We start from the raw sequence: 19,344 nt of genomic DNA on the forward strand, positions 1-19,344 counted from the left end.
CCACCGCATCTGTCGCGAAGGCTATCGGTCCTGGGAATAGGGATAGCGGGGGATAGCGCCGCGCTATCCCACAACCCTGCATGGTGGCCATGCCCCGCGCCGGGCGCCATGCGTCCCTGCGTTTCCTTCATCGCCAGAGACTTAAGGCCCGCCCAACAGGCCCTGGTCGCGCGCGCGCGTCACCGCCTCCACCCGGTTCTTGGCGCCCAGCTTGCGCAGGATGCGCCGGGTGTGCAGTTTGATCGTCACCTCCTGCAAATCCAGCATCCGCCCGATCTCCTTGTTGGTGGCGCCGCCGGCCAGATGCTCCAGCACCTCGCGTTCCCGTTCCGTCAGCAGGCCGCCGCCGTCGGGGGCGGCGCCGTGCGGGCCCAGCGGCGCCGGCAGGGCGCCCGCCATGCGCAGGGCCACGTCGGCCGGCACCACGCTGCCGCCCACCGCCACCACCTTCAGCATCTGCACCAGGGCCACGCTGGACAGCGTCTTGGGCAGGAAGGCGCAGGCGCCGCGGGTCAGCGCCTCGCGCGCGATGGCGGCGTCATCATGTCCCGTGACCACCGCCACCGGCGAGTTGATGCCGGCGGCGTCCAGCCGGTCCAACCCGGCGCCGCCCTCACCCCCCGGCAACTGCCAGTCCATGACCACCAGGTCGAAGTCCCGCCCCTCCGGCCGCTGGGCCAGGGCGTCCAGTTCCTCCAGCGAGCCGACGGCGGTCAGGCTGGCCTCCGGCCAGTCGCGCATCAGGTACAGTTCCAGGGCATCGCGGTACATCGGGTGGTCGTCGGCGACCAGCACCCGCATCGGCCTATTCGCGGCACGTTCCACGGCATCCCCCTCCGCCCCGACCCATCCCCCGAAGATGGCGTCCGTTGCCCGGGCGCCGTTCTTGCGTGCCATCATCCGCCCACACCCCGCCCAAAACAACAATTTCAAAACAACGCTTTGGCACAGGGTGCCGCCCGCCGGCGGCGGCGGCGTTTACAGCCGTCGGGCGCATCAGATACGGTGCCGGGCAGCTTGGGTCTAAACCAGCGGCGCCGGCCTGCAATGGCGCGCCGCATCGGGAGGTCGATATGGGAATGGTGGGGCGCGCCGGCCGCGGCGGCGCGGGCATGGGCGCTTGGCGCCGGGTGATGGCGGGAACCGTGTTGGCCGGCGGCGTTCTGGCGGGCGCGCTGATGGCGGCGCCGGCGCAGGCGGCCGACGCGCCGACGGACGGTGGCCCCGCCCTGACGGTGGAGCGCATGCTGGGCAGCCCGGCGCTGAACGGCCCCCGGGCGCGCGGCGTGAAATTCTCCCCCGACGGCACGCTGGTGACCTACCTCAAGGCCAAGGCCGACGACGCCAACAAGACCGACCTGTGGGCCTATGACATCAAGGCGGGCACCGACCGCCTGCTGGTCGACAGCAACCAGTTCAGCGCCAAGGAAAGCGAGGAGGAACGCGGCCGCCGCGAGCGCCAGCGCATCCGCGACACCGGCATCGTCGACTATGGCTGGGATGAGGAGGGACGCACCCTGCTGTTCCCCATGGCGGGCGACGTCTTCGTCATGCCGCTGGGCGGCGCGCCCCGCCGCATCACCGACAGCGCCACCACCAAGGACGCCGCCATCGATGCCCGCTTCGCCCCCGGCGGCAAGCTGGTGACCTATGTGCGCGGCAATAACCTGTATGTCTATGACCTGGCCCAGGGCCAGGAGCGCACCCTGACCCACGACGGCGCCGGCACCCTGTCCTACGGCACGGCGGAGTTCGTGGCGCAGGAGGAGCTGAAGCGCAACACCGGCTATTGGTGGTCGCCCGGCGCCCGCTACATCGCCTATACCCGCGTGGACGAGTCCGACGTGCCGCTGGTCAGCCGCTACGACTATGGCGCCGAGGGCGTGACGGTGGTGCCGCAGCGCTATCCCTTCGCCGGCGGCCCCAACGCCAAGGTGACGCTGCGGATCATGGACGCCGGCACCGGCAAGGTCGCCAGCGTCAACCTGGGCGATCCCGCCGGCTATTACCTGGCGCGCGTGGACTGGCGCCGCGACGGCTCGGAAGCGCTGGTGCAGCGCCTGAGCCGGGACCAGAAGCGCCTGGACCTCTTGGCCGTGAACCCCGCCACTGGCGCCGTGCGCACCCTGCTGACGGAAGAGAGCAAGACCTTCCTGAACCTGCATGAGGATCTGCGGGCGCTGGCCAACGGCAAGATCCTGTGGGCGTCGGAGCGCACGGGCTTCAAGCACCTCTACCTCTGCGACCATGAGGCCGCCAACTGCCGCGCCCTGACCAAGGGCGACTGGATGGTGGACGCCGTGGCCGGGGTGGACGAGGCGGGGGGCCGCGTCTTCTTCACCGGCTTCCGCGAGGGGCCGCTGGACCACCACGTCTATTCCGTGGGCCTGGCCAAGGGCGACGTGAAGGCCCTGACCACCGCGGACGGCTGGCACGGCGCCGTCATGGCGGCCAAGGGCGGCAGCTGGCTGCACAGCTATTCCGGCCCGCACCAGCCGCCGCAGCTGTCGGTGGAGGACACCAAGGGCAACCGCGTGACCTGGCTGATCGAGAACAAGCTGGACGACAGCCATCCCTTCGCACCCTACCTGGCCGGCGAAATCCAGCCGGAATACGGCGTGCTGAAGGCCGATGACGGCAGCGACCTGCACTACATGATGCTGGTGCCGCCGGGTGCGAAAACGAGCGGCAAGAAGTATCCCGCCATCGTCAACGCCTATGGCGGCCCGGCGGCGGCCCTGGTGACCCATGCCTGGGGCGATGCCCAGACGGGCTTCACCCAGGTGCTGGCGCGCAACGGCTACGTCGTCATGGTGCTGGACAACCGGGGCACGCCGCACCGGGGCCAGGCCTTCCTGTCGGCGACATACCACCACTTCGGCTCGGTGGAGGTGGCGGACCAGGTGAAGGGCGCCACTTACCTGAAGTCCCTGCCTTTCGTGGACGGTCAGCACCTGGGCTTCTTCGGCCACAGCCACGGCGGCTTCATGACCATCATCATGCTGACCCGCGCCCCGGGCGTTTTCGCCGCCGGTGCCGCCGGCGCCCCGGTGACTGACTGGCGCCTCTACGACACCGCCTATACCGAGCGCTACCTGGGCGATCCCAAGGACGGCACGGCCTATGAGGACTCCAGCGTCTTCAAGGATTTGAAGAACATCAAGGGCCGCCTGATGGTCATCCACGGCATGGCCGACGACAACGTCTTCTTCGACAACACCACCAAGCTGCTGCGCGCCCTGCAGCAGCAGGAGACGCAATTCGACCTGATGACCTACCCAGGCCAGCGCCACGGTTTCTACGACACCTACGCCAACATCCACCGCTACAACACCATGCTGGACTTCTTCGACCGCACCCTGCGGCCGGCGGGCAGCCCCGGTGCCGTGACGGCGGGCGGCGCCCCGCAGGCCGGAACGCCGTAAGGGCGCCTGGGCGCCCAGCCCCGGAAACGACAAAGCCACCGATCCCGCCGGGTCGGTGGCTTTTCCTTTGAGGCGCCTTTGCAGGAAAGGCGGAAGCGTGAGGCCCGCTTATTCCGCCGCGCGCAGCACAGGCTCGGACATGTTGGCCGGCTGACCTTCCTGGATCATCTCACGCATGGTGTCGAAGCATTTGCCGCAGCGGGGCGAACACCCCTGGGCCTTGAACACCGCCCCCACGCTCTGCGCCCCTGCCCCGATATGGGTGCGGACGGTACGGCAGTTGATGGCGTTACAGACGCAGACGTACATGGCGCAGGCATCCACCCAGAGGCTGATCTGGGGGATAAGATAGTGAGAGGCGTTCGCAGAGGCAAGGATGATTCTGCGAGGCATTCGCGTATGGGTGGGGCGCGTTTTCACACATCTCCCACCCACAAGGGAAGTCTGCCGTCCTGATGCGGTTGAGCAACCTGTTCATGATTAAATTGACAAGAACAAAACAAGAACATACATTGCCTTTCCATCAACACGGGAGCATGGCCATGGACGGTTGGCAGCGTCGGTATCGTTTGAGCAACGGGCCGGGCGGCCTGGGTGTCAGCTGTACGGCGGAGGGGCTGACGCTGGCCGGTGTTCCCCTACTGGCTAAGGGCACCGGCGGCTTTCAGCCCCGCCCGGCGGCGGAGGTGGAAAAGTTGCTGAAGCGCGCTTACGCGGGCGCTGAATTGAATACCGCGATGCTGCAGCGCCTCGCCAAGATCGCCGACGCGCTCAACCGGGGCGATCTGGCCCAAGCCATGATCCGCGCCGTCCATTTGCGTCTGCCCGACCTGGACTGGGACGGCGCCGTCCGCTTGGCTCAAGCCAACGACAATTTGGCGAAGTACAGTCCCGACCAACCCCGCGACGAGGATGGCCGCTGGACCGACACCAATGCCAGAGATGTCAGTGCGTCCATTGAACCGAAGCCGAAGGAGCCCCAAGGGGTCGGGCCGACCATGCCGAACAAGACGCAAGTGACTCCTCCAGGAGTCCGGGCGCCTTTTCGGGCTGCCACTGCAGTCGATTTTGCCCTGCCGGCCACGCCGAAAGATGCTCCACCGGTGGTGAACTTCGCTGACGCCTTCCAGCAAAACATCGACACCTACTGGCGGGAAGGTTTGGCCCCCTTGCTGAACGCGCATGGTCGCCGACCTCCCGACGGTCAAAAGGAATGGGTCATTGAACAGGGCGCCACCGTCGTCGCGAGGAAAGATGGCGTCTTGGAACTGCAAAACAAAGGAGGATTGCCGCGCACGGCCGCTGAAAAGAGTCGGGAATTCCATCCCGATCTTACGGTGAAAGATCCCGAGAACTTCACGCTGCTCGGTACCGTCCATATTCATATTTATGATGATGGTCTGACGGACATGTCCTTCAGCGGTGGCGACGCTAAAACCCTGATGGACAACGGCATCAATTTCTCCTTAGTCCAGAGCGGTGAGAAGCAATTTCTTTTCATCAAGACCAAGGAAACACGACGCTCGGAGAGTTATGAAAGAGGCGGGTCGGGCTTTGTCGAAGGATTCCAAGATAATAGGGTTCGCCAGCTGGCCGGCCGAAACACGAAACTCTGGCCGGCAGCCAGCACACAGGCCAACATAGAAGCCGCCAAGATGTACCATCTAGCCTATTATGAGGGCCGCAATGGGACGCTGTATCGCGTTTATCCGTAAGGTGGCATTGGGAGCGGCAGTCATCACGCTGCTCCTGATTTGCGCGCCCCAAAATGGCGAGGCGGGAGTTTGCTGGACCGACATGTTCGGATATCGAAATGAAAAGGGTGCCGCCCCTACGATAGATGCGAGCCGCTTCAATCAAGCCCTTAACTTGTGGGCCTTCGCGCGGCGATTACTACATAACCACGAATATCGCGCCGCCAACCAGGATTTCCTGAGAGCTGCCGGAGCCCTCGGAACCTGTTCCTCTGGCAATAAAAATCCCGTCTTCGACAATTCTCATTTCGCCGAAGCGGATGCAGATTTCCTCGAGCTGGATGGGAAAATAGTAAAAGCCGCCCGCAAGCGGGATATACTTCTCTGGGCCGGATTCTCAGACTGCATGGGCGCTTTCCTTATGCGCAATGAGTGGTGACACGGTATCCCTGGCGAAACTCATTACCTTGGCAATGGGTCTCGGAGATGGCTATTCCGGCCGCCTGAACCCCGCCCGCACCCGCTTCACCTCCTCCCGCACCACGCATCCTTCGGCGTGGTCGTTGATCAGCCCCATGGCCTGCATGAAGGCGAAGACGGTGGTGGGGCCGACGAATTTCCAGCCCCTTTTCTTCAGGTCCTTGGATAGGGCGATGGAGGCGGGGGAGGTGGAGACGGTCTGGGGTGGGGCGCAGTCCTCCGGCCTAGGTTCGAAGCGCCAGAGGTAGGCGGCGAGCGAACCCTCCTGGCGCACCAGGTCCTGGGCGCGGGCGGCGTTGTTGATGACGGCCTCGATCTTGCCGCGGTGGCGGATGATGCCCTCGTCCCGCAGCAGGCGGGCGACGTCGGCCTCGGTGAAGGTGGCGACGCGGTTGAAGTCGAAGCCGTGGAAGGCGGCGCGGAAGTTCTCGCGCTTGGCCAGGATGGTGCGCCAGCTGAGGCCCGACTGGAAGCCTTCCAGGCACAGCTTCTCAAACAGCCGGCGGTCATCCCCCACGGGGAAGCCCCATTCGTGATCGTGGTAGTGCAGGAACTCCGGCGCCCCCGCGCACCAGCCACAGCGCGGGCGGCCGTCGGGCGCGGATGTCGTGAGGCTCATCGACGTGGGTTTCCTTTCGGCAAAGACAGGGTCGGGACGTCCTCACGCCGCGGCGCAGAGGGGGATGGGCCGGGGTGGCGGCGGGGGGTGGTCGCGGCGGTACCGGGCGATCAGCGGCGCCAGCGCGCCCTGGGGCCAGTAGGCGGGGGAGCCGATGGCCCGCAGGCAGGCGGCGTTCCAGTAGGCGCCCGCCTCGCCATGGGCCACGGCGGCAATGTCGGCGGCCTCGGGATAAAGGTACAGGGTGGTGGGCGCGTCCTTCACCGAAGCCACGAGGGCGGCGGCGTCGGTGGGCGACCAGCTGGTGCAGCCGTTGCTGCGGCCGCCGGTGTAGTCCACCAGCGTGCCCTGCAGGACATAGCCGCCGTCATCAGCGTGGGGGTCGTGCGGGTCCCGGCGCCGGCAGAGGCCCTTCAGGGTCAGGGCGGCATGGCCGCCGATGGCGCGCAGGCGGGCGTTGGCGGCATCGCCCTCCCCCTCGAACTGCACGAAGGACCGCACCAGGGGCAGGTCGCCGCCGCCGGCCGCGCGATAGAACCCCTTGAAGCTGTCCTTGATCTCGGCCGTGACATAGGCGCCGCCGGCGGTCAGTTCCGAATCCTGGGCGTTGCCGAAGTTCCGGGCGCAGTCGCGGCCATTGGCGAAGTCCGCCAGGCCTTCCAGGCGCCGGCCGGCGCCGTGGCCGGCGGGGATGGCCTGAAAGGTCCGTGCCGCCTCGCAGATCACATAGAAGCGGCGACCGGGCCCGCCGTCCTCGGCGGTGTTGGGTCGCGTCGCGTCCATGGCGAAGTAGCAGGGGTTGCGCACCGCCCCCTCCGCCACCTTGCGCCGGTAGAGCGCCCGCGCCCGGGCCAGGACCAGGGGCGCGATCTGGCCCTCGCCCTCCCCGACATGGGCGGCCAGCCAGGCGGGAACCTCCGGGGCATCGTCCGCCCGGGCCGGCGCCAGCCCCAGGACCAGGGCGCCGAGCAGCAACACCATTCCCATCCGCGCCAGGCCCACGCTTCCCACCCTCTCTTCTCCTTCGCTTCGGCCGCCGCCTTGGCGTTCGGCCCGCTGGGTAGGAGTATAGCCGCATCAGGCCGCGCGGGCCTACCGCCGGCCAGGCGGAATGGAGGGGATGATGGAGGTTCTACCGCTCAGCCGGGCATTTACCCTGATCGAGCCGGGGCCCGTGGTGCTGGTCACCACCCATGACGGCCACAAGGACAACGTGATGACCATCACCTGGACCATGGTGCTGGATTTCTCCCCGACGTTCGCCATCACCACCGGCCCCTGGAATTATTCCTATGCCGCCCTGGTCGGCACCAAGGAATGCGTACTGTCCATCCCCACGGCCGACCTGATCGACACCGCCGTCGGCATCGGCACCTGCACCGGCCGGGATACGGACAAATTCGCGAAATTCGGCCTGAGCCGGGCACCGGCCCGGCATGTCCGGCCCCCCTTGATCCGGGAATGCCTGGCCAACATCGAGTGCCGTGTCATCGACATCGTCGGCCGGCACGGCATCCTCGTGCTGGAGGGTGTCGCCGCCCATATCGACAACGCGCGGGAGGAGCGCCGCATGCTGCATGCCGTGGGCGACGGCACCTTCATCATCGATGGACCCACGCTGGACCGGAAGGAGATGATGCGGTCCAAGCTGCCCGGCGGACTATAGGGGCGGCCCCTACAGGCGCACGCTGGTGCGCAGGCCCAGCACCAAGCCGTCGGCCACCGGGGTGGTGCGGCCGGGCGCCAGGATGTTGCCGCCGGGATGCGCGACATACTGCACAGTGGGCTGCAGCGTGGCCCAGCCGGCCACCACGGCCTGGTAGCTCGCCTCCATCAGCAGCTCATGGTCCCGCACCGGATAATAGGGCCGGCCGTAGTGGCGGTAGTCCTGGTCCAGGCCGACGGCGGCGGAGCCGATCTGGGCGTAGGCCACGGCCAGGCCGGCGGTGTCGTCGGCCCGGCCGGGCAGCAGGCCCTTCCAGGTCAGGCCGCCGTCAGCGTAGAAGGCGATGAGGTTGCGGTCGGCGGGCGCGCCAGCCAGGCGCAGGAAGGCGGCCAGGCCGCCGTCGGGCTTGTCGCCCCTGTGCCACAGCGGCACGTCGGCCACGCCATAGACGCCCCAGTCGTTCCGCCGGGCCACCGGCACGCCGCCGGAGCGCGGGTCGGCCAGGGTCAGCCCGCCCGCCGCATGGTGTTCGTCGCTGAAGGGGCCGCCGTGGAACCAGGCGCCCAGCTTGAAGGCCGGGGCCAGGCCGTCCCCCTCCGTCGCCGCCGGCTGGTACTGCGCCTCCACAATGGAGAAGACGTCGCCGGAAAAGCTGAAGGTGGTGCCGCTGGGGTCCTGGGCCTGAGCCTCGCCCACCGCACTGCCGGCCGGGTCGCCAGAGAAGACGGCCCCCAGGACGGTCAGTTCCGGCGTGGCCGAGACCTGGACACGGACACCGGGGGTCGCCAGGGGATAGGCGGGGCCGCCACCAGGCAGGTCGGCGCCGGTGATGGCCTGCCAGCCGAAGGTGCCGTTGACGAACAGGGCCGCCCCCCGGCTGGTGACGAATTCATCATCCGCCGCCAGTTGCCCCAGGCGGACGGAGACCTGGCCGTCCCACAGCGACTGCTGCGCCCACAGGGTGAACAGGCGGGCGCCGGGCAGCGCCTCGATATTGCTGACGGTGGCGATGTTCTGCAGGCAGCAGCGGCTGAGCCCGTGGCCGTGGATGCCGTAGGCGGTGGCGTGGAACAGCAGGCCGTGCCAGTCGAAGGCCGTCTGGGCGTCCAGCTCCACCGTCGCCTCGAACCGCCCCTCCCCCACCGTGTCGCTTTTCACGCCGCCCTGGGTCAGGCCGAACACCTCCCCCACATACACCAGGTTCAGGGACAGACCGTCGTCCAGCAACCGGGTGCGCAGACCGCCCCAGTCGCCCGTCAGGCTGTCGCGGTCCCGGAAGCCGGGCGGGGCGCGGTCGGGCGCGGCGGTGGCGGGCGCCTCTTCCTGGGCCACGGCCGGCGGGGTCAGGGCCAAGAGCGTGAGGGCCAAGAGCGTGGCGGCGGACAGCAGCGTGGCGCGCAAGTTCATGGTCGCCCCCTACGGCGCCACGGCATCGAGTATGCGCCGGGTCATATCGCTCACGAAGGTCTGCAGGTCGGCGTCCCTGCGGCCGCCCTGCACCTCCACCTGGCCGAAAACCTGGGCCTGGTAACGACCGCCGCGATAAAGCCGCAACTCAACCGAGATCAGGCGGTGCGTGCCGAACAGCCGGGCGGAGGCCGGACGGGGCGGCCCCAGGCTGCGCGAGGCGCCGCCGGCGTAGGGGTTGGGGCGAAAGGTCCATTCCACCCGGTCAGGCGCTGGAGAACCGGCGGCGATGAAGGACTGCCCGCCCCCGGGCGTGTTCATGCCGGCGGTGTTCATGACGATGGCCAGGAAGGGCGCCACCTCTTGCGGCAGGAAGCCCGGCAAGTCGCCCACGGCCGTCACCGCCAGGACACCGCCCTGCGCCAGGACGGGAACCGCCCAGCCGGCCAGCGCCATGCCGCCCAACCCCAGCACCACCGCCCGGCGGGACGGCGACGGCGATCGGGGGAACGGCGGGCGGTGGGGCATCACGGCATCTCGAACAACACCCAGGACGGGGATGAGATAGCAGACGCCGGGGCCCCACGCCGCCGCAACCCGCCGCTGTCACAAAACAACAACGAAGCCGGCGGCCCGGCATCCAAGAAAAAGGCCGGGCGCATGACGCGTCCGGCCTTCCCCAGTTCTCCGCGCGATGTCGCGGTGTCTTACGACCCCGACCCCATCTGTTCCTGCTGGTAGTTCTGCAGGCCCACGCGCTGGATCAGATCCTGCTGGGTCTCCAGCCAGTCGATGTGTTCTTCGGTGTCTTCCAGGATTTCCCGCAGGATTTCCTTGCTCTGGAAGTCACGCACCAACTCGGCATAGGTCATGGCGTCCTGCAGGCAGGTGCGGTTGTGCCGTTCGATGGAGAGATCGCCCTCGAACATCTCCGGCACATCCTCGCCGATCTTCAGCTTCAGCAGATCCTGCAGGTTGGGCAGGCCTTCCAGGAACAGGATGCGCTCGATCAGCTTATCGGCGTGCTTCATCTCGCCGATGGATTCCTCATAGACCTTCTTGGCCAGGCGCATCAAGCCCCAGTTCTTCAGCATGCGCGCATGCAGGAAGTACTGGTTGATGGCGGTCAGCTCATTGGTGAGGATCTTGTTCAGGTGAACGATGACCTGCGGATCGCCCTTCATCACTTATTCTCCTTATAGGCGGGTCCAATCCCGGAACGGGTCCATGACACCGGCTGCCGCGCGGCGTTCCCGACTGGGGATTAAACTTCGACTTGGGTCCCCAATTCCACCACACGATTGGGCGGAATGTCGAAAAATGTCGTTGCGGACAAGGCGGTGGCCGACAGGGCGATGAAAACCTGCTCCTGCCAGCGGGTGAGGTCGGAGCGGCTGGATGGCACCAGGGTCTCACGCCCCAGGAAGAACGAGGTCTCCGCCAGGTCGATGGCCAGGCCCAGCGGACGGCATTCGGCCAGCGCGCGCGGCACGTTGGGCTGTTCCATGAAGCCGAAATGGGCGGTGACGGAGAAAAAGCCCTTGCCCAGCTTTTCCACCGACACGCGGCGCTCACGCGTCACCCACGGCACCTCTTCCGTCAGCACCCGCATCAGCACCACGCGCTCATGCAGCACCTTGTTGTGCTTCAGGTTGTGCAGCAGGGCGTGGGGCACCTTGTCGACGCTGCCGGTCATGAACACGGCGGTGCCGGCCACGCGCACCGGCGTGCGATCCGCCCGTTCCAGGAACAGCGACATGGGCAGGGCGTCGCGGTAGATGCGGTCGTACAGCACCTTGCGCCCCAGCCGCCAGGTGGAGACCAGCACGAACACGCCCAAGCCCACCGTCAGGGGAAGCCAGCCGCCCTGGGGGATCTTCAGGCAGTTGGCGGTCAGGAAGCTGAAGTCGATGAACAGGAAGAAGCCGAAGACGACGGCGGCGCGCGGCCGGCTCCACCCCCACACGTCGCGGGCGGTGAACAGCGCCATGATGGTGGTGATGGCCATGCTGCCCGTCACCGCCAGGCCGTAGGCGTCGGTCAGCTTGGCGGAACTGCCGAACATGATGACCAGCGCCACCACGGCCACCAGCAGGGCCCAGTTGATGCGCGGCACGTAGACCTGGCCGATCTCGCTTTCCGAGGTGTGGCGGATTTCCATGCGGGGCATGTAGCCCAGCTGCACCGCCTGGCGGGTCAGGGAGAACACGCCGGAAATGACGGCCTGGCTGGCGATGATGGTGGCCGCCGTGGACAGCACCACCAGGGGCAGCAGCAGGAAGTCCGGCACCAGCAGGAAGAAGGGGTTGTCGATGGCCTCGGGCCTGCTGAGCAGCAGGGCGCCCTGGCCGAAATAGTTCAGCACCAGCGCCGGGAAGACCACGGCCACCCAGGCATGGCGGATGGGCCGGCGACCAAAGTGGCCCATGTCGGCGTACAGCGCCTCGCCACCGGTGAAGGACAGGACGGCGGCGCCCAGGATGTAGAACACCGACCAGCCGTGGTTGAAGGCGAGGTCCAGGGCGTAGCGCGGATCCAGCGCCTTCAGCACATGGGGAACCTGCAGGATGTGGACGACGCCCATGGCGCCGAGGCAGGCGAACCAGAAGCACATCACCGGCCCGAACAGCCGCCCGACGGTGTTGGTGCCGCCGCTTTGGATCAGGAACAGCCCCACCAGGATGACCACGGTGATGGGCACCACCCAGTGCTGCACGTCCGGGGCGGAAATCTCCAGCCCCTCCACCGCCGACAGGACGGACACCGCAGGCGTGATCATGCCGTCGCCGTAGAACAGCGCCAGGCCCAGCATGGCCAGCACGGTCATCAGCCGGCGCTGGGACCGCGACCGGTCCTTGCCGCTGAGCGCCAGGGTGGACAGGGAAAGAATGCCGCCCTCGCCCTTGTTGTCGGCGCGCAGGATCAGGACGACGTATTTCAGCGTCACCACCAGCACCAGCGACCACACCACCATCGACAGGAAGCCGAAGATGTTGGCCTCGTTCAGCGGCATGCCCGTGATGGCCGGGTCGAACGCCGTGTGCATGGTGTAGAGGGGGCTGGTGCCGATGTCGCCGTAGACGACACCCAAAGCCCCGAGGGTCAGGGCCCAGTGGCGGCGACCGGCGTCGTGCTGGTCGCTAGAGTGGCTGGATTGCATCGGTGGGGATCGGCGTGGACTGCGTTAGGATGGCGTGTTCTGCGACTGGTCGGGGCACATGGCTAAAAGAGATAGGTATCCGATAGCAACGAAACGACAGTTGAAACACGACATCGGTGGCAAAGCGGCCGGATCGACCACGTCACCACCCTGGGACGGATTACGACCGCAGTCAACCATGACATCGCAGGTGCAGCATGGGGCGGGTCCGTCCGGCGCTTGAAAAAACGACATTTCGCGCCACTTGGGCTATGGTGGCGGAAGCCCTGCAACCCCCGCTGAACAAACGGTTTTTAGCCCGTGCCACCCCATCGCCCACTGGCCCGCCTGCACCAACGCCGCATCACCGTCGACGGCCGCCCCTTCGCCACCCTGAAGGGGGTGCCGGCCCTGCGCTGGCAGGATCCCTACCACTTCCTGCTCAGCATCTCCTGGGGTGGATTCTTTGGCCTGGCGCTGGCCATCTACCTGATTGCCAACCTGATTTTCGCCGGCCTGTACCTGATGGAGCCGGGCGGTGTCACCAACGCCCGCATCGGGTCCTTCACCGACGCCTTCTTCTTCAGCGTGCAGACGCTGGGCACCATGGGCTATGGCGTCATGGCGCCCAACACCGTCTACGCCAACAGCGTGGCGGCGGCCGAGTCCTTCACCGGCATGCTGGGCGTGGCCCAGATCACCGGGTTGATCTTCGCCCGCTTCTCCCGTCCCAAGGCGCTGATCCTGTTCAGCCGCAACATCCTGTTCACCCAGCATGACGGGCACCCGGTGCTGATGCTGCGGGCGGGCAACACGCGCGGCAACCAGATCCTGGAGGCCGAGGCCAGCGTGTCGTTCAGCACCATGCGCATCACGGAAGAGGGCACCATGATGCGCGGGTTCGAGGAGCTGAAGCTGGTGCGGGCCAAGTCGCCCCTGTTCGCCCTGTCCTGGACCATCGTCCACCGCATCGATGAGAGCAGCCCGCTATATGGCCAGACGGAATGGACCCTGCGGCAAAGCCAGGCGACTTTCATCGTCCTGCTGAGCGGCACGGACGAAAACTATTCGCAAAAGGTCTACAGCCGCAAAACCTACGAGGCCAGCGACGTCCTGTGGGGCCAGCGCTTCGTCGACATCATCAAGGTGCACGATGACGGCCACCGCCTGCTGGATTTCGGCCGCTTCCACGACACCGAGCCGCAGCGATTGCCCAAGCCGGAACCGGACGGGGAGCCAAGTCGACCGCCCGTGGGCGCGTAAACCGGCCAGCGTTTTACTGGGTGATAACCGGGCAGGTATCGCCGGTGCCGCCATCCAGGTCGAGGCAGCGGCCATCGACATCCCCGGGGGCCAGCTTGAAGCCCACCAGGGCCGCCAGCGTCGGCATGATGTCCACCGTCTCGACGGAAAGCGGCTGCTCGAAGCCCGTCATGCCCTTGCGCCAGAACAGCATGGGCACGCGCCGGTCATAGTCCCAGGGGCTGCCATGGGTGGCGATGTAGCTGGCGGGCTTGGACGGGATGGCGGTGATGCGCGGCTTCAGGAAGACGACCAGGTCGCCCGACCGGCCGGGGTCGAAGGAGGCCCGCGCGCGATCCAGCAGGCTCCAGGCGTCCGGGGCGCCGGTCGGCACCGGCGCCGCCGCCACCTCGGCCGCGGTGTAGACGGCCGCCACCTGCGGGTCGGCGCGGTACAGGGCCAGCGTCTCGTTCAGCACCTTGGTCCGCCAGGTGCCCGCGACCGTCGGCCCCACCCAGACGTCGCCGTTGGTGCCACCGAACAGCAGCTCCGCCCCGTCCACGCCCAGGGGTGCCACCTTCTTGCCCAGGTTCTCCGACACAAGGCCGTCGTCCACGCGCGCCGCCATGGGCATGCCGCGCAGGCGCTCACGCTCGGGGATATCATTGCCGCCGTGGTCGGCCGATAGGGCCAGGACGTAGTCCACGCCGGTGGCGTCCAGGGCCGCGACCAGCTTGCCCAGCGTGCGGTCCAGGTTGGCCACCTGGATACACATCTCGGACCCTTCTGTGCCGTAGCTATGGCCGATATAATCGGTCGCCGAGGCGCCGACGGTCAGCACGTCGACGGACTTGCCGTGGCCCAGCCTCATGTCCTTGATCAGGCGGACGGCCAGGTCGACGATGGCGGCGTCGAAGGCGGGCGACGCCCGCCACTGCGCTTCCGCCTTGGGGCCGGGCTGGCGCGCGAAGCGGCCGTCGCCGACCGTCAGGACGTCGTCCTTCCTCTCCACCGCCACCGGCATGTCGATGGCCTTGCACCATTCCGGCTCGGCGTATTCCTTGGCGGGCTTGGCGATCTCGGCCATGGCGGCCTCGTTCACGGCCGTGACGGCCGCCGGCGCGGTGCGGCCTTCATAGGAGATGAAGCCCTGGCCGTCCTTCCAGAACCACAGTTCGTCCACGGCGTGACCGCCCATCATGATGGCCGCCCGGTCCTTGCCGGCGACGGAGACGGTACGCACGTCGGGATCGGCCGCCTTCATCCGTTCGCCCAGCGTCGGCACCTTCAGGTGCACGTCGGAGGGGACATAAGCTTTGTAGCTGCCCTTGCTCTCGTCCTCGGCGCAGTAAATCTTGCCCGGCCGGGGGCCCTTGAAGCTGTACCAGTCGTTGGCGATGATGCCGGTGCGGGCCGGGTGGTCGCCGGTCATCAGCGTGGAATGGCCGGGGCAGGTTTCCGTGGCCGCGTGGCTCTGGTAGCCGTTGGGGAACACCGCCCCCTCCGTCAGCCGGCGCAGGCCGCCGGTGAAATGGCCGCGGTATTGCTGGAACAGGTCGGTGGAGAACTGGTCGACCGAGACCAGCACGATCAGCTTGGGCGCAGGCGCCTCGGCATCCGCCGCAACGGCGGGCACGGCCATCAGGGTGGCCACGGCGCACAGCGACCCCATCAGCGGCGCCACCATCCTGGAATACCAACGCGTCATCACATCCCCCTGCTCACCCCTTGCGACCGGCGGGCCCCGGCGACCGGTCCCCATGCGACCGGGCGACGCAGGCCCGCACCGTTGTTTTCCATTGGCGGCCCGATCGCAACAGATGTCTGGCGTTGTCGTTGAAATGTCATGTGTTTCGCCCCCGCTTGTTCCCTCGGGGCGCCTGACTTAAGGTGGAAATGCTGCGGTGGCGCCACCTTGGGGGATGCATGACGGCGTTGGAAGTGCGGGGACTGGCCAAGGCGTTCAGCCGGCCGGCGGTGCGGGGCCTGGACCTGACCATCGCGCCCGGCGAGTTCTACGGCCTGCTGGGCCCCAACGGCGCGGGCAAAACCACCACGCTGCGCATGATCGTGGGCCTGTTGCGGCCCGACGCCGGCAGCATCCGCATCTTCGGCGTCGACGCCCTGGCCGATCCCATCGCCGCCAAGCGGCAGGTCGCCTGGCTGCCGGATGAGCCGCTGATTTACGACAAGCTGACGCCGCTGGAGTTTCTGGAGTTCGTGGCCGGCCTGTGGGGCGTGGCAGCCCGCGACGCCAGCGCCCGGGCGGAGGAGCTGCTGCACCGCCTGGACCTGTGGGACCACCGGGCGGAGCGGTGCGAGGGCTTCTCGCGCGGCATGAAGCAGAAGGCGGCCCTGGCCGGCGCCCTGATCCACGACCCGCGCCTGCTGATCCTGGATGAGCCGCTGACCGGCCTGGACGCCGCCATCGCTCGCGAGGTGAAGGACATCCTGGTGGAGCGGGTACGCGCCGGCGCCACCATCATCCTGACCACCCACATCCTGGACGTGGCCGAACGGCTGGTCAGCCGTATCGGCATCATCCAGGACGGCCGGCTGCTGGCCGAGGGCACGCTGGCGGAGCTGCGCGGCCGGGTGGGCCGTGACGACAGCACCCTGGAAGACGTGTTCCTGGACCTGGTGGCCGCGCCCGCCGTCGAGCGGGAAACGGCATGACCGCCGGCACCCTGGCCTGGCTGTTGCGGCATGAACTGCGTCTGACCGCGCGGGGCATCAAGCTTTCCTCACCCGCCGCATGGCTCACCCTGTTGGGCATGGTCATCCTGTTCCACGTCCTGGGCGCCTTCTTCGCCCTGGACGCCGACCAGGGGAGCGCGGGCGCGGGTGCGGCCGACATGCAGCCGGCGATCGGCGCCATGGTGGCGGCGCTGGCCTGCTGCTTCATGATGGGCACGGCGATCTACCGCGCCATGGACACGATCTATGCCCGGGGCGACTACGACTTGCTGCTGTCATCCCCCTTGTCGCCCGCCATCATCCTGCCGGCCCGCGCCCTGGCGGTGACGGCCGGGACCCTATTGTTTCCCGCCGCCTTTATCCTGCCCATCGCCAACATGGGCGCCATCTTCGGCCACCTCAACTGGCTGGCCGCCTACCTCGTGCTGCCCGCCCTGGCCCTGGCCGTGACGGGCGTCGCCCTGCTGGTGGCCTTGCTGCTGGTGCGCTGGGTGGGGGTGCGGCGCGCCCGCGTCGTGGGCCAGGGCGTCGCCGCCTTCACCGGCATGCTCATGGGGCTGGCGGGGCAGATCCCCCGCCTACTGGGTCCGCACCTGGACTGGATGGCCCGCACCGACGGGCTGAGGCACGGGCCGTTGGCGGCCCTCGCGCTGTTGCCGGGCCACGCCCTGCTGGGTGATCCCTTGTCGCTGGCCGTCCTGGTCATCGCCTGCGTCAGCATCTTCGCCGGCGTGACCGTGCGCTGGGGCCCCACCTTCATCGCCACCGCCTCCGCCGCGGCCGGCGCCACCACCGCCGCAGCCAGGGCCCCGGCCAAGGCCCACCACTTCCAGGACCGTCTGGGCCCCCTGCTGCGCCGCAAGGAATGGCGCCTGATGCGCCGCCACCCGCAACTGCCCCTGCTGCTGTTCCAGCAGATGAGCGGTGCCATCATCCTGGTCATCTCCATGCAGGATCAATGGCGCACCGACCCACTGGCCCTGGCCGCCCTGGTGGTGCCCATGGCGGCGCTGACGGCCGGCACGCTGGCCAAGCTGGCCCTGGCCGACGGCGCCGCCGACCTGATCAACGCCGCCCCCGTCACACCCAAGCGCCTGCGCCAGGCCAAGGTGGAGGCCGCCGGCCTGCCGCCTCTGGCGGCGGTGGTGCTGGTGGCGGCGCTGGCCGGCGGCATCAGCCTGTGGGGCACGCTGACCATCCTCAGCTGCGGCATCGCCGCCATCTTCTGCGCCGTGGTGGCCAGCCTGTGGGTGCAGCCCGTCAGCGGCAGCGCGGTGGACCAGGTACTGAAGCCGCGCAAGGGCGCCACCGGCAAGCTGGTGGGCCGCACCCTGCTGGAAATGATGATGAGCTACGGCTGGATGGGCGCCACCGTCCTGATGCTGCACCACAACCCCTTCGCCCTGCTGGTGGCCGGCGGCCTGCTGGGCCTGGTGGCCATCCTGCGGGCGCCTTTATAAGTCGCTTCAGGCGCCAGCGGGGCATTCGCCCCTCGGCTGTCCTCGCTGCGCCGCCCTTTACATTAACTGGGCGGTGCTCGCTCCGGCGGCCGCAATCGCGGCCTATCGGCCTTTATCGGAGAGCGGTTCGCCCGGCGCTACTCCGCCGGGGCCAGCGTCGCGCCGCTGCGGCGGCGGTTAATGAACAACACCATGACGGCGGTCACCACGCAGGCCAGGCCCGCGACCTGGAAGGCGGGGAAGTAGCTGCCCCATTCGGTGCGGATGATGCCGGTGCCATAAGCGGCCAAGGCCGCGCCCATCTGGTGGCCCGCCCCCACCCAGCCGAAGACCACGGGCGCGTCGCGCCGGCCGAAACGGTCGGTGACCAGGCGCACCGTGGGCGGCACGGTGGCGATCCAGTCCAGGCCGTAGAACGCGGCGAAGACAGACAGGCCATACAGGCTGAAACCCGACAGGGGCAGGTAGAACAGGGAGAGGCCGCGCAGGCCATAGTACCAGAACAGCAGCTTGCGGCTGTCCACCCGGTCGGACAGCCAGCCGGACCCGGTGGTGCCCACCAGGTCGAACAGGCCCATAAGCGCCAGCAGGCTGGCGGCCATCACCTCGGGAATGCCCTGGTCGAAACAGGCGGAGATGAGGTGGGTGCCAATCAGGCCGTTGGTCGATAGGCCGCAGACGAAGAAACTGCCGAACAGCAGCCAGAAATCCACCGATTTCGACGCCCGGGCCAGGGTGGTGAAGGCGATGACGATGGGGTTGCCGCTCCCTTGCGGCAGTTCATCCTCCAGCGTGCCGCCCAGGGGCGCCAGGCCCACGGCGCGCGGGCTGTCGGGCAGCAGCAGGCCCACCAGGGGCGCCAGCACAAGAGCGGCGGCGCCCACGGTCAGGCCCACCGCCTGCCAGCCGAAATGGGTGGCCAGGGCGGCCATGCCCGGCAGGAACACCAGCTGGCCGGTGGCCGAGCTGGCGGTCAGCAGGCCCATGACCAGGCCGCGCTGCTTGATGAACCAGCGGTTCACCACCGTGGCCGCCAAGGTCATGGAGGTGAGACCGGTACCCAGGCCCACCAGCAGGCCCCACGACAGCATCATCTGCCAGGGTTGGGTCATCAGGGTGCTGGTGATGGTCGTCACGGCCAGCAGCCCCAGCCCTGTCAGGATGGTGCGCCGGACACCGACCGCCTGCATCAGGGCGGCCGCGAACGGGCCCATGAAACCGTAGAGGAAAATGTTCAGCGACACCGCGGCCGCGATGGTGGCGCGGTCCCAGCCCAGCGCCTGTTCCAACGGAACGAACAGCACGCCCGGCGCCGCCCGCACCCCCGCCCCCACAAGCAGCGTGGTGAAGGCCAAGGCCGCCGCCACCCAGCCGTAATGCATGCGCCCATCCACCTGCCGGGCCAGGCGCCGCGCCAGGGTTGGGGCGGATCCATAGGAACTTTTGGGGGCGGTCGCGTCGGTCATGGCGCACTTATCCGATCGGGGTACGAGGGCGCTCCATAATACGGGCAAT

At 68.0% G+C, this 19,344-nt stretch carries 17 protein-coding genes; 7 read left to right on the plus strand and 10 right to left on the minus strand.

The genetic code is table 11. The features are described from left to right. Positions 1-141: 141 nt before the first annotated feature. The gene (locus UAA55_RS02310) at positions 142-900 is read right to left on the minus strand and encodes a response regulator transcription factor (RefSeq protein ID WP_322951054.1); all 759 of its coding nucleotides are present in this window, start codon (positions 898-900) and stop codon (positions 142-144) included. A gap of 179 nt (positions 901-1,079) precedes the next feature. On the opposite strand from UAA55_RS02310, the gene UAA55_RS02315 reads away from it, so the two are divergent. Then, entirely contained in the window at positions 1,080-3,425 is a 2,346-nt protein-coding gene (locus tag UAA55_RS02315) for a S9 family peptidase (protein WP_322951055.1), read from the plus strand. 108 nt (positions 3,426-3,533) lie between these two features. Here UAA55_RS02315 and UAA55_RS02320 read toward each other — a convergent pair whose 3' ends face one another. Further along, on the minus strand, positions 3,534-3,734 hold the full coding sequence (locus tag UAA55_RS02320; protein ID WP_088874301.1) for a (2Fe-2S)-binding protein: 201 nt from the start codon (positions 3,732-3,734) through the stop codon (positions 3,534-3,536). Positions 3,735-3,880: 146 nt separating this feature from the next. Between UAA55_RS02320 and UAA55_RS02325 the strand changes: the two genes are divergently transcribed. Then, a complete protein-coding gene (locus tag UAA55_RS02325; RefSeq protein ID WP_322951056.1) occupies positions 3,881-5,140 on the plus strand; it encodes a hypothetical protein in 1,260 nt (419 codons plus the stop codon). Next, positions 5,112-5,558, plus strand: a complete 447-nt coding sequence (locus UAA55_RS02330; RefSeq protein ID WP_322951057.1) for a hypothetical protein — start codon at positions 5,112-5,114, stop codon at positions 5,556-5,558. Before UAA55_RS02325 ends, UAA55_RS02330 begins: the two co-directional genes overlap by 29 nt. A gap of 51 nt (positions 5,559-5,609) precedes the next feature. Here the strand turns inward: UAA55_RS02330 and UAA55_RS02335 are convergent, their stop codons facing one another. Both UAA55_RS02335 and UAA55_RS02340 read right to left on the minus strand, forming a co-directional pair. Beyond that, positions 5,610-6,218: a DNA-3-methyladenine glycosylase I gene (locus tag UAA55_RS02335; protein ID WP_322951058.1), complete on the minus strand. Its 609-nt coding sequence runs from the start codon at positions 6,216-6,218 to the stop codon at positions 5,610-5,612. A 42-nt stretch (positions 6,219-6,260) separates the two neighbouring features. Beyond that, positions 6,261-7,199, minus strand: a complete 939-nt coding sequence (locus UAA55_RS02340; RefSeq protein WP_322951059.1) for a hypothetical protein — start codon at positions 7,197-7,199, stop codon at positions 6,261-6,263. Between the two features lie 139 nt (positions 7,200-7,338). On the opposite strand from UAA55_RS02340, the gene UAA55_RS02345 reads away from it, so the two are divergent. Continuing rightward, positions 7,339-7,884, plus strand: coding sequence for a flavin reductase family protein (locus UAA55_RS02345; protein WP_322951060.1), 546 nt, complete (start codon positions 7,339-7,341; stop codon positions 7,882-7,884). Between the two features lie 9 nt (positions 7,885-7,893). Here UAA55_RS02345 and UAA55_RS02350 read toward each other — a convergent pair whose 3' ends face one another. From UAA55_RS02350 to UAA55_RS02365, 4 genes are all read right to left on the minus strand, one after another. Then, complete coding sequence (locus tag UAA55_RS02350; RefSeq protein ID WP_322951061.1) at positions 7,894-9,291, minus strand: carbohydrate porin; 1,398 nt, start codon at positions 9,289-9,291, stop codon at positions 7,894-7,896. Positions 9,292-9,300: 9 nt separating this feature from the next. Next, positions 9,301-9,819 (minus strand): hypothetical protein, encoded by a 519-nt coding sequence (locus tag UAA55_RS02355; RefSeq protein ID WP_322951062.1) that lies wholly within the window; start codon positions 9,817-9,819, stop codon positions 9,301-9,303. Between the two features lie 179 nt (positions 9,820-9,998). Further along, positions 9,999-10,475: a bacterioferritin gene (bfr, locus tag UAA55_RS02360; RefSeq protein ID WP_322951063.1), complete on the minus strand. Its 477-nt coding sequence runs from the start codon at positions 10,473-10,475 to the stop codon at positions 9,999-10,001. An 80-nt stretch (positions 10,476-10,555) separates the two neighbouring features. Further along, entirely contained in the window at positions 10,556-12,451 is a 1,896-nt protein-coding gene (locus tag UAA55_RS02365; RefSeq protein WP_322951064.1) for a potassium transporter Kup, read from the minus strand. A 300-nt stretch (positions 12,452-12,751) separates the two neighbouring features. Between UAA55_RS02365 and UAA55_RS02370 the strand changes: the two genes are divergently transcribed. Next, positions 12,752-13,693: an ion channel gene (locus UAA55_RS02370; RefSeq protein ID WP_322951065.1), complete on the plus strand. Its 942-nt coding sequence runs from the start codon at positions 12,752-12,754 to the stop codon at positions 13,691-13,693. 13 nt (positions 13,694-13,706) lie between these two features. Here the strand turns inward: UAA55_RS02370 and UAA55_RS02375 are convergent, their stop codons facing one another. Beyond that, positions 13,707-15,380 (minus strand): alkaline phosphatase family protein, encoded by a 1,674-nt coding sequence (locus tag UAA55_RS02375; protein ID WP_322951066.1) that lies wholly within the window; start codon positions 15,378-15,380, stop codon positions 13,707-13,709. A gap of 218 nt (positions 15,381-15,598) precedes the next feature. Between UAA55_RS02375 and UAA55_RS02380 the strand changes: the two genes are divergently transcribed. Both UAA55_RS02380 and UAA55_RS02385 read left to right on the plus strand, forming a co-directional pair. Further along, positions 15,599-16,348 carry an ABC transporter ATP-binding protein gene (locus tag UAA55_RS02380; protein WP_322951067.1) on the plus strand — a complete coding sequence of 250 codons (750 nt, stop codon included), beginning with the start codon at positions 15,599-15,601 and terminating at the stop codon, positions 16,346-16,348. Further along, positions 16,345-17,829, plus strand: coding sequence for a hypothetical protein (locus tag UAA55_RS02385; RefSeq protein WP_322951068.1), 1,485 nt, complete (start codon positions 16,345-16,347; stop codon positions 17,827-17,829). Before UAA55_RS02380 ends, UAA55_RS02385 begins: the two co-directional genes overlap by 4 nt. Positions 17,830-17,966: 137 nt before the next feature. On the opposite strand, the gene UAA55_RS02390 is transcribed toward UAA55_RS02385, so the two are convergent. Further along, entirely contained in the window at positions 17,967-19,295 is a 1,329-nt protein-coding gene (locus UAA55_RS02390) for an MFS transporter (protein ID WP_322951069.1), read from the minus strand. Between the last annotated feature and the right edge of the window lie 49 nt (positions 19,296-19,344).

Source organism: Nitrospirillum guanabarense, from assembly GCF_034653355.1.
Taxonomy (GTDB): Bacteria; Pseudomonadota; Alphaproteobacteria; order Azospirillales; family Azospirillaceae; genus Nitrospirillum.

Coding starts and splice junctions, on each gene's coding strand:
- UAA55_RS02310 (WP_322951054.1), bottom strand. CDS start 900: ATGATGGCACGCAAGAACGGCGCCCGGGCAACGGACGCCATCTTCGGG.
- UAA55_RS02315 (WP_322951055.1), top strand. CDS start 1,080: ATGGTGGGGCGCGCCGGCCGCGGCGGCGCGGGCATGGGCGCTTGGCGC.
- UAA55_RS02320 (WP_088874301.1), bottom strand. CDS start 3,734: ATGTACGTCTGCGTCTGTAACGCCATCAACTGCCGTACCGTCCGCACC.
- UAA55_RS02325 (WP_322951056.1), top strand. CDS start 3,881: ATGCGGTTGAGCAACCTGTTCATGATTAAATTGACAAGAACAAAACAA.
- UAA55_RS02330 (WP_322951057.1), top strand. CDS start 5,112: ATGGGACGCTGTATCGCGTTTATCCGTAAGGTGGCATTGGGAGCGGCA.
- UAA55_RS02335 (WP_322951058.1), bottom strand. CDS start 6,218: ATGAGCCTCACGACATCCGCGCCCGACGGCCGCCCGCGCTGTGGCTGG.
- UAA55_RS02340 (WP_322951059.1), bottom strand. CDS start 7,199: ATGGTGTTGCTGCTCGGCGCCCTGGTCCTGGGGCTGGCGCCGGCCCGG.
- UAA55_RS02345 (WP_322951060.1), top strand. CDS start 7,339: ATGATGGAGGTTCTACCGCTCAGCCGGGCATTTACCCTGATCGAGCCG.
- UAA55_RS02350 (WP_322951061.1), bottom strand. CDS start 9,291: ATGAACTTGCGCGCCACGCTGCTGTCCGCCGCCACGCTCTTGGCCCTC.
- UAA55_RS02355 (WP_322951062.1), bottom strand. CDS start 9,819: ATGCCCCACCGCCCGCCGTTCCCCCGATCGCCGTCGCCGTCCCGCCGG.
- bfr (WP_322951063.1), bottom strand. CDS start 10,475: ATGAAGGGCGATCCGCAGGTCATCGTTCACCTGAACAAGATCCTCACC.
- UAA55_RS02365 (WP_322951064.1), bottom strand. CDS start 12,451: ATGCAATCCAGCCACTCTAGCGACCAGCACGACGCCGGTCGCCGCCAC.
- UAA55_RS02375 (WP_322951066.1), bottom strand. CDS start 15,380: ATGACGCGTTGGTATTCCAGGATGGTGGCGCCGCTGATGGGGTCGCTG.
- UAA55_RS02380 (WP_322951067.1), top strand. CDS start 15,599: ATGACGGCGTTGGAAGTGCGGGGACTGGCCAAGGCGTTCAGCCGGCCG.
- UAA55_RS02385 (WP_322951068.1), top strand. CDS start 16,345: ATGACCGCCGGCACCCTGGCCTGGCTGTTGCGGCATGAACTGCGTCTG.
- UAA55_RS02390 (WP_322951069.1), bottom strand. CDS start 19,295: ATGACCGACGCGACCGCCCCCAAAAGTTCCTATGGATCCGCCCCAACC.